Source organism: Streptomyces umbrinus (assembly GCF_030817415.1).
Lineage (GTDB): Bacteria > Actinomycetota > Actinomycetes > Streptomycetales > Streptomycetaceae > Streptomyces > Streptomyces umbrinus_A.
Window position 1 is genome coordinate 9,108,967 of record NZ_JAUSZI010000002.1, and the last position, 14,558, is coordinate 9,123,524.

At 70.4% G+C, this 14,558-nt stretch carries 10 protein-coding genes; 1 reads left to right on the forward strand and 9 read right to left on the reverse strand.

Annotated elements, in window-relative coordinates; genetic code table 11:
- Nucleotides 1-42 precede the first annotated feature (42 nt).
- From QF035_RS40285 to QF035_RS40315, 7 genes are all read right to left on the reverse strand, one after another.
- Nucleotides 43-3,993 (reverse strand): lipopolysaccharide biosynthesis protein, encoded by a 3,951-nt coding sequence (locus QF035_RS40285; RefSeq protein ID WP_307526154.1) that lies wholly within the window; start codon nt 3,991-3,993, stop codon nt 43-45.
- A complete protein-coding gene (locus QF035_RS40290; RefSeq protein ID WP_307526156.1) occupies nt 3,986-4,822 on the reverse strand; it encodes a polysaccharide deacetylase family protein in 837 nt (278 codons plus the stop codon). Before QF035_RS40290 ends, QF035_RS40285 begins: the two co-directional genes overlap by 8 nt.
- Complete coding sequence (locus QF035_RS40295; RefSeq protein WP_307526158.1) at nt 4,819-5,805, reverse strand: glycosyltransferase family 2 protein; 987 nt, start codon at nt 5,803-5,805, stop codon at nt 4,819-4,821. The genes QF035_RS40290 and QF035_RS40295 overlap by 4 nt, the downstream gene beginning before the upstream one ends.
- Entirely contained in the window at nt 5,802-6,620 is an 819-nt protein-coding gene (locus QF035_RS40300; RefSeq protein WP_307526159.1) for a glycosyltransferase family 2 protein, read from the reverse strand. The genes QF035_RS40295 and QF035_RS40300 overlap by 4 nt, the downstream gene beginning before the upstream one ends.
- 365 nt (nt 6,621-6,985) lie before the next feature.
- Nucleotides 6,986-8,080, reverse strand: coding sequence for a GNAT family N-acetyltransferase (locus QF035_RS40305; RefSeq protein WP_307526160.1), 1,095 nt, complete (start codon nt 8,078-8,080; stop codon nt 6,986-6,988).
- 1 nt (nt 8,081) lies between these two features.
- Nucleotides 8,082-8,459: a hypothetical protein gene (locus tag QF035_RS40310; RefSeq protein ID WP_260694999.1), complete on the reverse strand. Its 378-nt coding sequence runs from the start codon at nt 8,457-8,459 to the stop codon at nt 8,082-8,084.
- Between the two features lie 264 nt (nt 8,460-8,723).
- Nucleotides 8,724-9,932, reverse strand: a complete 1,209-nt coding sequence (locus QF035_RS40315) for a S8 family peptidase (protein ID WP_307526163.1) — start codon at nt 9,930-9,932, stop codon at nt 8,724-8,726.
- Nucleotides 9,933-10,247: 315 nt separating this feature from the next.
- Between QF035_RS40315 and QF035_RS40320 the strand changes: the two genes are divergently transcribed.
- Nucleotides 10,248-11,057, forward strand: a complete 810-nt coding sequence (locus QF035_RS40320; RefSeq protein ID WP_307526165.1) for an SGNH/GDSL hydrolase family protein — start codon at nt 10,248-10,250, stop codon at nt 11,055-11,057.
- Between the two features lie 31 nt (nt 11,058-11,088).
- On the opposite strand, the gene QF035_RS40325 is transcribed toward QF035_RS40320, so the two are convergent.
- Entirely contained in the window at nt 11,089-12,783 is a 1,695-nt protein-coding gene (locus QF035_RS40325; RefSeq protein ID WP_307526167.1) for a serine/threonine-protein kinase, read from the reverse strand.
- A gap of 44 nt (nt 12,784-12,827) precedes the next feature.
- Entirely contained in the window at nt 12,828-14,549 is a 1,722-nt protein-coding gene (locus QF035_RS40330; protein WP_307531789.1) for an urease accessory protein UreH domain-containing protein, read from the reverse strand.
- Nucleotides 14,550-14,558 lie beyond the last annotated feature (9 nt).

Here is a 14,558-nt window from a genome sequence, read left to right on the forward strand (position 1 = left end):
CCTCGTCACCTCAGACCCTCGTCACCTCAGACCCTCGTCACCTCAAGCCATCGTCAGGAATCTCTGTATCAGCGAAGCCAGCAACACCGCCAGCAACGGCAGTGAGAACCAGAAACTGCCCTGCAGCCACTGCAGTTGCCGCACGCTCGGCCGTACGGCCACCCGAACCACCTCGCGCGTCGTCAGCAGCACGATCAGGGCGATCGCCGCGAGGCCTCCGACCACCGACCAGGGGGTCCAGGTCACCTGGGGGCCGATCGGACCGGGGTCGGGCTCGGCGACCTTGCCGTCCGGCTGTTTGCGCAGCGCGTAGATCGTCACGTCGTCGTTGGCGAACGTCTTGCGGAGCTCGGGCCGGGCGTCGAGGTTGTGGACGAGCCGGGTGTCCCAGGTCTTGGAGTAGCCCACGTCCAGCTGGAGGTAGGTCACCTGGCTGCGGTTGACCATGAGGAACGAGTTCGGCCCCGCGTCCTTGAGGGACTTGACCAGGCCCGACACCAGGACCGGATCGGGCGGCGCCAGCGTCGGCAGGTACTCCACCTTCTCCATGTCCCGTGCGCCCCAGGGCATCGCGGGCGTCACGTTGTTCACCGTGTCGTCGCTGAGCCACAGCAGGCGCACGGTCGGCTTGTCGTGCGCGTACACGTACTCCATGCCGGCGACCTCGCCCGGCCGGATCCGCTCGAACGGCTCGTTGCCCCAGCGGGCCACCAGGAAGCCGCCCATCAGGACGAGACCCGCCATCAGGGCTGCGAGCGGGGCGAGACTCACCCGGTCCTTGTCCCGTTCCTTCGCCGTGACGCCGGTGCGCGGGAAGAGGGCCAGCGCGGCGAGCAGGGCCGCCCCCGGGAGGGCGAACATGAAGACGCGCAGCGCCATTTCGCCGCCGTACGACTGCATGCCGAAGCCCAGGAACGGGACGAACGTGAGGACCAGCAGCGAGCGCTCGCGGTACTTGTGGTCGCGCCGCCGCCACCAGCCCCAGCAGGCCAGCGCCATCACACCGCCGGCCAGCACCACACGCGCGTACAGCACGAGCTTGTGGGACGAACTGCCTTCCCCGATACGGCCGGAGACCGACGAGGACACATTGCTGCCCACGCCGCCGACCCCGCCGAACAGCTCGTCGAAGTGCCCCGACCAGTACGGCTCGGCGAGGAAGCCGATCCACACGGAGACCACGACGGCGAACAGGATGGGCAGGCCACGCAGTTCGGAGCGGCCGATCAGGACCAGGACCGCGAGGACGCCCAGCATCACGAACGGCGTGAGCTGGTGCGCCGGCACGGTCGCCATGAACAGCCCGATCAACACCATGAGCAGTACGGCCCGTTGGCGCCGGTCGGTCGGCTCGACCTCCAGCTCGCCGGGCCGCGCCTTCGTCCACAGCACCCGTGGCGCCCGGAACCACACGAGCAGGATCGCCACGAAGACCAGATAGAGGAGATAGGTGAAGCCCTGGGGGGAGAAGTAGTCCTGGCCCACCCAGCCGCTGAGCACGAAGATCCAGATGCCGGTCCACTTGGCCCGCCAGCTCGCGCGCATATGGCGTACGAGCAGGAACAGCGGTGCCAGATAGAGGAGTTGCATGGCCGTCGGCCACCAGCGGATGACCTCGGTGAGGTCGGTGACCCCGCAGGCCTTCGCGACGAACGCGGCCCCCGCGAAGAAGCCCGGCCAGCTCCAGCGCGCGTCCAGGTCGGGCACGGCGGACCCGGTCCGGTCGATGTAGTCGATGAACCCGAGGTGCTGCCAGGCCGTCGCGAACCGCGGCTCGGTCTCGATGACCGCGGGCAGCGCGTGCAGCGACACCACGGTGGCCAGCAGCGTGACCAGCAGCAGGGCCCGGTGCTCACGGCCCAGCCAGAGCAGCGAGGCGAAGACCGTGACCAGCAGACCGGCCCCGACCAGCGTCGGCGTCGGCAGCACGGAGACCAGGCCGAGCCCGCCCATCCGGTCGAGATCGCGCTCCCCGAGTCCGGCCGCGGGTACCCAGTACAGGACCAGCGCGGCCGTCAGCAGAGAGCCGAGCACCACCCCGAGCCGGGTCGGCCGCAGCCGCTCCCACACGGACACCGGCGGCACGGGTGTGCCGGACGAACCGGACCGCCCACCCGTCTCCTGCCCACCCGCCTCGAGCGCGAGCGGCGAAGACCCCCTTCCGCGTACGGCGCCCGACGCGCCGGACGCACTCCGTTCGCGTACGCCCTCCGACTCGTCGCCGGACCTGCCCGCCGACGGCTCGAAGGGGGCGTCCACCTCGACCTCGGACGGGCCGAGGGAGGTCTCGGAGCCCGGTTCCCGTTCCTCGACGGGCAGGCCCACCTCCACGCGGGAGGCGGGCAGTTGGAGGGGAGCCTTGAGCGCCCAGGTCGGCCGGTGGTCCGGCCGCGGCTCGCTGCGGCGCTCCGGCCGTTCGACCTTCGGCGTCCCGACGGGCGGTGTTCCCGGACCGGGCCGTACGTCAGGCCGCCGCTCCAGGTGGTCGAAGTCCAGCTGCACACCGAGCGCCAGCGTGTCCGTGTCGAGCCGCTGCGCCCAGGCCGGGCCGCGCCCCTTCTTCGGCTTGTCCTGCTGCGACGCGGCCACCTCGCGGGCACCCAGGTCCGCCAGGTCCCCGTCGGGCGCCGCGTCCTCGGGCACGGCGTCGGCCGGCGCGGTCCTGACGATCCGGTACAGCCTCGGCGCGGCGAGCGCCACGATGACCGCGAGGCTGGAGATCTCCGCCACGCCCGCCCCGGTCAGGCCCAGACGGGGCAGCAGGATCACCGTCAGCCCCAGCACCAGCAGGCACAACAGGCCCTGCAGCCAAGCGAGTCCGGAGGTGCGGCTCTGGGCGCGCAGCACCGCGAAGTACGTCTCCATGACGACCCGCAGCACCGCGCCGACCGCGAACCAGCGCAGCAGCGGCGTCGCCGCGTCCGCGTACCCCTGGCCGAACACGCCCAGGATCCAGGGCGCCCCGAAGAACAGCACCGCGGCCACCGGCAGCATGATCCGCGCCATCCGGCGCAGAGCGGCCCGGGTGTTCGCGGCCAGCCGCGCCGGATCGTGCGAGCCCTCGACGGTCAGCGAGGCGCCCATGTTGATGGCGAGCAGATTGACCGTGCCGCCGATGGTCGTGGTGATGTAGAAGTACGCGTTGTCGGTGGAACTGACCTGCGCGGCGACGATCACCGGGACGAGATACACCACGGCGAGCGAGAACAGCGAACCGGTGTAGTCGCCCGCCAGGAACCGCCCGATCTCCCTCGTGGTGGGCGGTTCGGCGTGCTCCGCGGTCGCCTTCACATGCCGCGGCACCAGGCGGCGGAACACCAGCCAGCCCAGCGGCAGCACGGACACCGCGATGGCCGCGACCCACGACACGAAGACACCCATGGTCGGGATCGCCGCGGCGAACGCCACCAGCAGCACCAGCTTCACCGCCGAGAACACGGTGTTGCCGACCGGCACCCACAGCGCGCTGCGCAGCCCGGTCAGCACCCCGTCCTGGAGCGTCAGCACCGACCAGGCGACGACGGCCCCCACGAAACCGACGGCGATCAGCGGGCTGTGCAGGAAGCGGTACGAGGAACCCCAGAGGCTCAGCGTGAGCAGGAAGACGCCCGCGGCCAGCGCCACGACCACCGAACTGCCCGCGTACGTACGGAAGATCAGCCGTCCGGTGCCCCGCCCCGCGACCGGGATGAAGCGAGCGAGGGCGCCCGTCAGCGTCACCGCGGTGAGCCCCGCGAGGAGCTTCATCGCGGCGATCGCGGCGGAGCCCTGGCCGACCGCCGACTCGGAGTAGTACCGGGCGGCCGCCAGCCAGAAGCCCAGCCCCAGCACGGCGGAGATCCCGGTGTTCAGCATCAGGGCGTAGGCGTTCCGGAACAGCGGGCTGCCTCCGGACGACGACCGGCCGAGGCCGGGCAGACGAAGGCGGCGCCCGGACCGCTCGGGTGCCTCGGGCGTGGGAGTGTCGGCCTGGGCCGTGGTCGTGTCAGACACGGGAACGGATGGCCTTCCGGCGAACCTGTCGTGCTCTGCGGACCATGGCGTACCCCTTGGTGAGGGCCCGGTCCCTGGCGAAGGTACGGGCGATCGCGCGGCCCTCCACGAGCCGCTCGAACTCCTCGATACCGGTGCTGCGGCGCACGGTGACCCGCTGCAGCGCGTACGGCCCCTGGCGGCGCCGGGCGAGGCTGTTGCCGACGGCGAGCGACTGGGCGAACCCGGCCTCGCGCACGATCCGGCGCACCCGGCCGCTGGAGTAGCCGTACGGGTACGCGAACGACGCCGGGCGCACGCCCAGTTCGTCGGCGACGATCTCCCGGCAGCGCAGCAGTTCGAACCAGAGCGCCTCGTCGGTCAGCTGGTCGAGCTGCGGATGCGTATGGCTGTGGCCGCCGATCTCGACGTCCGCGCCCGCGAGCGCGCGCACCTGGTCCCAGTCGAGCATCTCGTCGAGGGCGCCCCCGGTGTCGTACGCGCCGCGCAGCCAGCCCGTCGACACGAACAGCGTGGACGCGAAACCGTGCTCGGCCAGCACGGGCAGCGCGTGCCGGTACACGCCCTCGTAGCCGTCGTCGAACGTGATCAGCACCGGCCGCCTCGGCAGCGGCTTCGACTCACGCCAGCACTCCGCGAGCGCGGCGGTGTTGACCGGCGTGAACCCCAGGTCGCCCAGGAGCGCCATCTGCTCGGTGAACGCCTCGGGCGCCACGGACAGCTCACGGGTCGCGTCGTTCGGCGCGGTGGCGACGGAGTGGTACATGAGAATCGGCACGCGCGCATCACGCGCATCACGCGCATCACGCGCATCACGCGGGTCTTTCATCGTTCCGCCCCCTCGATCCGCACGACCGAGAACGTGGCCCCACCCCTGCGTGCCCGGACGCTGCCGAGTACGTACCCGCCCGCCGCCGTCACCACTCCGGTCACGATGGCGGCCGCGCGGCCCGCGCCGCCGGGGCGGGCGAGCAGCGCGTCGCGCAGCCCGCGCGCGACTCCGGCGGGCAGCACACGCGTGGTGTACCGGCGCTCGGACTCAAGGCCCTTGTCGGCGCCCACACTCCGCGCGACCAGCGCCTTCGACAGACCCTCGGCATACGTACGCGTACGGAAGTACGCGAAGTGCTCGCGCGCCTCGGGCACCCGGTGGTGGATCACCGCACGGTCGTCGATCAGCAGGACCGCGTCCGGCCGGGCGTGGGTGAGACGGATGCACAGCTCCGTCTCCTCACAGCCCAGCGGCCGCTTGTCGCCGTCGCGCCCGATGCCGGTCGCGAAGCCGCCCGCCGCGTCGAAGGCGCTGCGCCGGAACGAGGCGTTGCCGCCGAGCACGTTGCGCACCTGGACCCGGCCGGGCGGCAGACCCTTGTACGTGCAGCCCACGACCCAGTCGAACTCCTCGGGGAACCAGGCAGGCCGGCGGCCCGACGCCCAGATCGGCATCGTACGGCCGCCGACTGCCATGACCAGCGGATCCTCGTACCCCTCCGCGAAGTGGAGCAGCCAGTCGCGCTCGGCCACCGCGTCGTCGTCGAGGAAGGCGATGACGTCGCCGTACGAGGCGGCGATGCCGGTGTTGCGGCCCGCTGAGAGGCCCCGGGGGCCCGCGTTGGCGAGCACCCGAACCCCTTCGGTCTCCTTGTACTCCTTCGACAGCCGGTCCAGGAGCGCCTGGTTGTGGTCCACCACCAGGAGCGTCTCCAGGGCCGGCCTGGACTGCGCCCGCACCGAGTCGACCGCCGCGAGGATGTCCTCCCAGCGGTCCTCGGTGTACACGCAGACCACCACGGAGATGTCCAGGGTTCTCAAGACACCTCTCCCGGCCCGGAGTTGAGCGCCACGGCGTGCGGACGACGGCGCAGCGAGCGCCGGTTGGAGCGCTCCTTGAGGATCACCTTGAGCACCCGCAGCCCGTCCCGCACGGCACGCAGATTGCTCGAACCGTGGATCCGGAGGTACTCGTGGCTCGGTATCTCCTGGACCTTGAGCCCCGCCTTGACCACCCGGATGTTCATCAGGGTCTCCACCTCGAAGCCGGTGCAGTCGAGGTCGATCTTGTCCAGGCAGTGCCGCCAGAAGGCGTTGTAGCCGTAGCAGAGGTCGGTGTAGCGGGCGCCGAACTTGCGGTTGACGGCTGTGCACAGCGCCCAGTTGCCGAGCTTGCGGATCGGCGTCATGTCGTCCGTGCCGCCGCCGTTGGCGAACCGCGACCCCTTCGCGAAGTCCGCCCCGGAGACCAGCGCGGAGACATAGCTGACGATCTCGTGACCGTCGGCCGAGCCGTCCGCGTCGACCATGACGATGATGTCGCCGGTGGAGGCCGCGAATCCGGTGATCAGGGCATCTCCCTTGCCCTTGCCCACCTGCTTGACGACCTTGACGTCCGGCCACAGCTCGCGGGCGACCTCGACGGTGTTGTCGGTGGAATTGCCGTCGACGAGAACCACTTCGTGGATCCATGCCGGCAATGTCTTGAAGACGTACGGGAGATTCTCCGCCTCGTTCATGGCGGGAATCACGACGCTCACCGGAGGCGCTATGGCCAGGTGAGTCGATATGGGCCGGTACTTGCTGGCTATGAGCGGATCTTGGCCCGAAACCGCCGGGCGCACAACAGAACTCATGAGTCTGATCCCTCTCGTCCGGTGGACCGCCCGCCCCTGGGCGGTCCGGCATTTTGTCCGGTTCGAAAGGGGGGTTTTGTCACTTACGGCATGCCGAAATCGATCTCCGTGCAGGCCGGGTGAGCTGGCAAAGCTGGCCGACTGGCTGGGTCGGTCGCGCGGCGGCACTCGGCACAAAAGCGGTCACCGAGCACGGCACCCCCCTACCGCGCCCCGCGCCGGGCCCTCTTCGCGATCCTGAGCCCTCCCCTGAATCGCATGTGCGTGATGGTCCGATGCGGGTGGATGTACGACGGTATTGATGATTGAGACGATATGGCAAGACCTGGAACGTGGCCTCACGTTTTTGTTGATTTGGACGTTACCTAACGGCCCGAGCGGATTTTTCCCATCCGCTTGAGGGCTTTGTCGGCCGGCTCGAACAGCTCCGGCCGCGACAGCACCGCGTTCCGCAGCGCCCGGACAGGGGCGCGCCGCGCCCGGTGTCCGAGCGCCACGGGATGGCGGCGCGTGACCAACCCCTCGGACACGGCGAGTTCGCGTGTCTTCAGGGAATCCTTGTATTCCTTCTGCCCCCGGCCGAGATCCAGATAGGCGATGCCGTCGGCGGCAGCCGCCTCGGCCATACGCAAATGCAGGACAAGGCCCGGGGAGTATTTGGAGAACGCCGGGTCGTACGCGGGGAACCAGCACGCCAGGACGCGTCCGGAGCGCAGCCCGAAGTGCGCGGCGATCGGCTTGCCGCCCGCGTAGAGCACCGACAGGATTCCGGCGAACGGCTCGGAACGGGTGTGGAAGAGCTGGTGCGTCAGCCGGGTGATCCACGGTTGCGCGAAGCGGTCGCTGCGACCGGTCCTGCGGTACTGCGCCGACTTCCATCCCATCAGCGTGAGCAGCGCCTCGGGATCACGCTCGTCGTGCACATAGCGGACCTCGCCGTGATCGCGGCCGAGTCTGCGGTCCTTGGCCAGGGTGGTCCGGGTGAACTTCGGTGACCGGGCCCGCAGTTCGGCGAGATACGTCTCGTACCCCCGGTCGACGTCCATGACCGGGGAGGGGAAGGTGCCGGAGGCCTCGGCCTCGAACGGCTCCTGGCCTTCCACCAGGTGGTCGAACTCCCACACCGCGAGCCCGCAGGCCCGCAGCAGTTCCCTTGCGTCCCAGGTGAAGCCGGGCCCGTGGACGAGGCCCTGGCAGTCGGAGACACCGAGGCCGACGGCCCGGCCGACGCCGGTGGTGGTTCTCTGGAACGGGAAGAAGGCCACGGGTTCGCCGCCCTCCCGGACCACGGCGATCCGTACGCCGCGTCGGCAGCGTCCGACGGCGAGGGTGAACTCCGGTGACAGGAACGGGTTGGCGAGTTCCGGCGAGCCGTGCAGATGGGCCTTCGACTGAAGGGCCGACCATGCCGCCCGGTCGGCGGCGGTCAGTTCGCCGGGGCGGTACACGCTGATGTTCACGTCAGGATGCCCGTCTTCTCACCGTACGGCCACGGAACCGCCGTACCAGGACCAGCAGGAGAATGAGGGAGCTGAGCGCGGCCACGGCCGCGATTCCGCCACGGACCGACCACCGGTGCACCGCGAGCATGCCTTGGGCGACCAGAAGGTTGAGAGCTACTGCTGCTGACAGGGACGCAATGGTGCGGCCGAACGGTTCCATGCCGCGCAGGGCGATTCCTACCGCGGTTCCCGGAGCGGCCAGCAGGAAGAAGAGCGCGAACGGGGCGCGCAGCGGCGAGTCCACGTCGGTCAGGGCCAGCACGGCTCCGACGCCGGCGATGGCCGCGGCGGCGCCTGCGAGCAGGGGGAGCAGGTCCCTCCCCGGATCCTGGTCCAACCGCTCTTCACCACCCGATGGGGATGGGTCCGATGGAGATGGCTTGATACGTAAGGTCTGCATTGGCGACTTTGCCCCCCGACGCGCCGGATGCCGGGCTTCAATGTGGACCAGCCCGGCCCGGGGCGTCAAGGTGCGGAAGGCGTCGTTGTTCGTGTGCGGGCCGGTGGGGGCTTGTCGCGCCGTTCCTCGCGCGCCTAAAAGCAAATAGATTGCGCAGTTCCCCGCGCCCCTTTGAAGGGGCGCGGGGAACTGCGTACGTCATTACGGGACGATCTTCAGGAGGCGGTTCGGGGAACCCGTGCCGGGGCTGGTCACCACGCCGGTGGTGGCGCCGTTCACGAGGGCCGTGGACACCTGGGCCGGGGTGGCCGAGGTGTGGCCCGCCAGGTAGACGGCGGCCGCGCCCGCGACGTGCGGGGTGGCCATCGACGTACCGGAGATGGTGTTCGTCGCGGTGTCGCTGGTGTACCAGCCCGCCGTGATCGACGAACCGGGGGCGAAGATGTCGAGGATCGAGCCGAAGTTGGAGTAGCTGGCCTTGGCGTCCGTGCTGGTGGTGGCGCCGACCGTGATCGCCGTGGCGACGCGGGCCGGGGAGTACGAGGAGGCGTTGGCACTGCTGTTGCCCGCCGCGACCGCGTAGGTCACGCCGCTCGCGATGGAGTTGGCCACCGCGGTGTCCAGCGTGGTGGACGCGCCGCCGCCGAGCGACATGTTGGCGACCGAGGGACCGCTGTGGTTCTGGGTCACCCAGTTGATGCCCGCGATGACGCCGGCGGTGGTGCCGGAGCCCGCGTTGTCGAGCACGCGGACCGCCACGATGTTCGCCTTCTTGGCGATGCCGTAGGTCGAGCCGGCGATGGTCGTGGCGACGTGCGTGCCGTGACCGTTGCCGTCCGAGGCGACGGTGTCGCCGTCCACGGCGTCGTAGCCGTAGCTGGCCCGGCCGCTGATCTGCGAGTGCGTGATGCGCACGCCGGTGTCGATGACGTACGCCGTCACGCCGCTGCCCGCCGTGTCCGGGTAGGTGTATGTGCCGGAGAGCGGCAGCGACGTCTGGTCGGAGCGGTCCAGGCCCCAGGGGGCGTTGGACTGGGTGGTGTCGGTGACGTGCACCGTCTGGTTCTGCTCGACCACGGCCACCGACGGGTCGGCCGCCAGTCTCTTGGCCTCGGCCGCGGACAGGGTCGCCGTGTAGCCGTTCAGCGCGGCGCCGAACGCCTTCTTGACCGTGCCGCCGTACTCCTTGATCAGACCCTTGCCCTCGGCCGACGAGGCCTTGAAGTCGACGCCCTTCTTCAGCGTGACGATGTAGCTGTCCTTGACGGCGGTGGGGGAGTCCGCCGCGAGGACCCGGCCCTCGGCCGGCGCGGCCTGGGCGGGAAGCGCGGTGACGGCGCCTAGCAGGGCGGCGGTCGCCACGGAGGTTATCGCGGCGATCCGGATCTTCTTGCTACGCAGCTGTGCCATGCGAGGGAGTCCTCCTCATAGGCGGCGTGCGCCTGGGTGGGGCGCACGTCTGTGGGGGGTGCGCACGTGATCGCACGCACAACCAGGAGCGTTGCGTTCCGCTACCGGTTGAGACATCAGCGTGATCGATCTACGGATGTAGCTCAAGGGAGTTGACACTTTGTCACGCACCTGTCATGAACACGCAATCGAACGCACGGTGAACACAAAGCGGAGGACCCGGTAGGTCCGGAAAAGTCTTGGCATGGACACTTCCTGTCAACACGCGTAGCTGCTACGAAAGTTACGGCAGAGATCCTGCTAAAGGGAGGTTCCATGAGACGTTCCCGACTTACGGCATACGTGACCTCGCTCCTCCTCGCCACCGTCTTCGCCCTCACCGGGGCAACGACGGCGCAGGCGTCCCAGCGAGCAGCAGCCACGGGCTATGTGGCCCTCGGCGACTCCTACTCGTCCGGTGTCGGCGCGGGCAGCTACATCGGCTCCAGCGGCGACTGCAAGCGCAGCACGAAGGCCTACCCCTACCTCTGGGCGGCCGCCCATTCACCCTCGTCGTTCAGTTTCACGGCCTGCTCAGGCGCTCGTACGGGTGATGTTCTGGCGAACCAGCTGGGCCCGCTCGGCTCCGGCACCGGCCTCGTCTCCATCAGCGTCGGCGGCAACGACGCGGGCTTCTCCGACGTCATGACGACCTGTGTCCTGCAGTCCGAGAGCGCCTGCGTCGCCCGCATCAACACCGCGAAGGCGTACGTCGACTCGACACTCCCCGGCAAGCTCGACTCGGTCTACTCGGCGATCAGCGCGAAGGCCCCGGCCGCCCATGTGGTCGTCCTGGGCTACCCCCGGTTCTACAAGCTGGGCGGCAGCTGCCTGGCCGGCCTCTCCGAGACGGAGCGGGCCGCCATCAACAGCGCCGCCGACTACCTGGACAGCGCCATCGCCAAGCGGGCGGCCGACCACGGCTTCACCTTCGGCGACGTACGCCCCACGTTCACCGGTCACGAGATCTGCTCCGGCAGCGCCTGGCTGCACAGCGTCAACTGGCTGAACATCGGCGAGTCGTACCACCCGACGGCCTCGGGCCAGTCGGGTGGCTATCTGCCCGTCCTCAACGCCTCGGACTGATCACCGCCGAGGCCTGATCGCCTCGGACCGACTACTGCCGAGGCCTGATCGCTCCGTTCGGCGCGAGTGCCTGCGGAGCGTCGGAGGAGGCCCCGCCCGTCGGGGCCTCCGTCTCGCACGTCACCGAGAAGGGCACCTGTTCCGACTTCGCCTCCTCGGGACTGCGCACCTCCACACCGATCTTGTTCTTGTACGTCCCCGACGCGTCGTACGTCGTCACGATGACCGAGTTCTGCTTGGTCTTCCCGCCGTTCGCGGGGAACGACAGGGTCTTCCAGCCCGGGTCGGACACCTGACCCGTCTCCGTCACCCAGCGGTACTCCACGTCCGCCGGCACGACCGTCACCGTGAACGTCGCCGTGAAGGTCGGAGCCTCGGCGTCGGGCGGCGGGCAGGCGCCGGTGTACTCGGTGTGCGAGCCCGAGACCGTGACCTTCACGGACTGGGTGGGCGGCTTGGTCGTCTGGCCGCCGGTGGTCGAACCGCCGTCGCTGCCGTTCGAGCCGGAGCTCTCCGTGGTCGAGCCGCCGTCCGTGCCGCCCCCACTGCTTCCGTTGCTCCCGCCGTTGTCACCGCCGCCCGTCGAGCCGCCGGTGCTCGACCCGCTGTTGGAGGTGTCGTCCCCGCCGCCCCCGTTGTCCCGGTTGACCAGGGCGTACGTCAGTCCCCCGAGCGCGATCGCGAGCGCGGCCAGACCCGCGATCACCACGACCGTCGCGCGCCGCGGATGGGCGGGCCCCGTGGTGGTGGTCGTCGCGGACGACGCCTGCTGCGGCGAGTAGGCGGGCTGTGTGTAGGCGGGCGGTGTGTACGCGGGAGTCGGGGTCGGCGGCGTCGGGGCCGGCTGCGGCAGTGCCGCGATCGTCGGCGCGTAGGCGGCGCTGCCCGTACGGGGTGTGCCGCCCGCCGCGACGAGCCGGAGATCCCGCTCGGCGTCCTCGGCCGACATGCGGTCCGCCGGGTCCTTGCGCAGCAGGCCCTCGATCACCGGGGTGAGCGGGCCCGCGCGGAGCGGTGCCGGCAACTCCTCGTCGACGACCGCCCGCAGGGTGCTCAGCGGCGTGTTCTGGCGGAACGGCGAGTTGCCCTCCACCGCCGCGTAGAGGAGCACACCGAGCGACCACAGGTCGGACTCCGGTCCCGGTGTACGCCCCAACGCCCGCTCCGGCGCGAGGAATTCGGGCGAACCGATCACCTCACCGGTCATGGTGAGCGCCGAACTGCCCTCCACCGTCGCGATACCGAAGTCGGTGAGGACCACACGGTCGTCGTTCGACAGCAGTACGTTGCCTGGCTTCACGTCCCGGTGCAGGACCCCCGCCTCGTGCGCGGCCCGCAGCGCGGCCAGCACCTCCGCGCCGATGTGCGCGGCGCGCTGCGGCGACAACGGGCCCTCGGCGTCCAGCAGATCGGAGAGCGCGATCCCGCGGATCAGCTCCATCACGATCCACGGGCGCCCATCCTCCGTCGCCACGTCGTAGACCGTCACCACATTGCGGTTCGCGACCCGGGCGGCCGCCCACGCCTCGCGTTCCAGCCTGGCGTACATCCGCTCGGCGTCGGGGCCCGGCAGTCCGCCCGGGGCCCGTACCTCCTTGACGGCGACCTCGCGGTGCAGCACCTCGTCACGGGCGCGCCACACCGTCCCCATCCCGCCCTCGCCCAGCGGAGAGAGCAGACGGTAGCGCCCCGCGATCACTCGTTCACTACCCGGCTCTTCGGACACGGGCGTCCCCCATTCGCATCCGCACGATTCTGAACAAAAGTAGCTCAACCGAGTGCGGTTGCCGCCCCCCTGAACACCAATCCAGCCCCAAGGGCCACCACGACGAACGCGGATCCGATCGGCACGGTCCGCCGGAGCAGGGCCGCGGTCCGGCCGCCCGACCACCGGGCGCCGTTCTCGATGGCCTTCGCGACCCGGCTGCCGATCTTGACGACGGCGAACCCGGCCGCCGTGAGCGTGAGCGCGAGCCCCGCCCCGAAGGCGAGCACGAGCAGCAGCCCGAACCAGGCCTTGCCGAGCGCCGCGGCACCGACGAGCACGACGACCGCGGAGGGACTCGGTACGAGCCCGCCGGCGAAGCCGAGAAGAAGGGTGTCCTTGAGCTTGAGAGAGGGGGAGTGGGTGTGCGGGTGGGGATGGGAGTGGTGGCCGTGACCGTGATCGTGGGAGGCGTCGTGGTCGTGGGAGGGGCCGTGGGCGTGGGAATCGTCGTGCTCGTGGGTGTGGGAGGCGCCGTGGTCGTGGGTGTGGGACGGGCCGTGGTCGTGCGTCTGTTTGTCACCGTGTTCGTGGTCGTCCCCGTGTGTGTGGACGCCCTTGTGGTCGTCCTCGTGCCCCTGCGCATGCGCAAGAACAAGCGCGCGATCATGGCTGTGGGCGTGAGCGTGCCCATGGCTGTGGCTGTGCCCATGACTGTGTCCGTGGCCGTGGGAGTGGCTGTGCCCGTGTCCGCGCTGCCGCCAGGCCCGTCGTGCGAGGGTCGCGCCGGCCAGCATCACGATGACGCCGCTCGCCACGCCCAGCCAGGCGATCACCGAGGGCGCGGCTGCCGAGCCGGCGGTCACGAGGATGCCGAGGGCGACCACGCCCAGCGTGTGGGTGACGGTCACCGAGATGGCGAGCGGCATCACGTCACGCATCGTCGCGTTGCCGCGGGCCGCGGCCGTGGCGGCCATGATCGTCTTGCCGTGGCCGGGCGCCAGGGCGTGCATCGCGCCGAGCAGCACGGCGATGCCGAGAGCGAGCGCCGCGAAGCCGAGGGTCAGGTCCTGGCGGGACACCAGGTCGTCCAGCGCGCGGGTGAAGCGGTCGGCGCCCCGCGGAAGGACGGAGGAGCCGGGCGCGTCGGAGTTCTCCTCGACGAGCGCGGGACCGCCGGGGCGGACACGCAGCGAGGCCGTCGCCGTGTCGGCCGGGGACGACAGCAACTCCTTGGGGTACTTGGTCAGTTCATCCGAGACGGACTTCGTCGGTACGTCCGAGGCGGTGAGGGTCATCCGGTCGCCGCGCGCCGTGACCTCACGCCAGCCGGGGCCGTCGTCCACGGAGGCGTGGAAGCGCACGGACACGTTCTTCTCGGCCCTCTCCGGCAGCGGGGCCGTCCAACGGCACTGCACCCGGAGGGTGTTGAGCCCTGCCTGTCCGGGCCGTACCCGGGCGAGACTCTCGCCGACGGTCAGCGCGACTGCCTCTCCGCCGACGGTCACCCGGCTCTTCCCGGCTGCCGTCTCGCACCGCTCCCGGGCCCAACTCTCCATGCCCGCCTTGTCGATGGCGGGCTTGGCCTGGGTGGCCGGGATCTCCGCGAGGTCCTCCACATGGTCGACCCGCAGCTTCCCGGGACCGATGACGAGTCCGTCGTACCGGTTGACGGTGAAGTTGCCGAGCGGATGCGCGGACGCGGTGCCGGAGGGGACAACCACGAGCGCGCAGGCCGCCACGAGGACGGCCGCACCGGAGGCGAACGCCCGGCGGCGCACGGCCACTTGGCGGGC

Coding starts and splice junctions, on each gene's coding strand:
- QF035_RS40290 (WP_307526156.1), bottom strand. CDS start 4,822: ATGAAAGACCCGCGTGATGCGCGTGATGCGCGTGATGCGCGTGATGCG.
- QF035_RS40300 (WP_307526159.1), bottom strand. CDS start 6,620: ATGAGTTCTGTTGTGCGCCCGGCGGTTTCGGGCCAAGATCCGCTCATA.
- QF035_RS40315 (WP_307526163.1), bottom strand. CDS start 9,932: ATGGCACAGCTGCGTAGCAAGAAGATCCGGATCGCCGCGATAACCTCC.
- QF035_RS40320 (WP_307526165.1), top strand. CDS start 10,248: ATGAGACGTTCCCGACTTACGGCATACGTGACCTCGCTCCTCCTCGCC.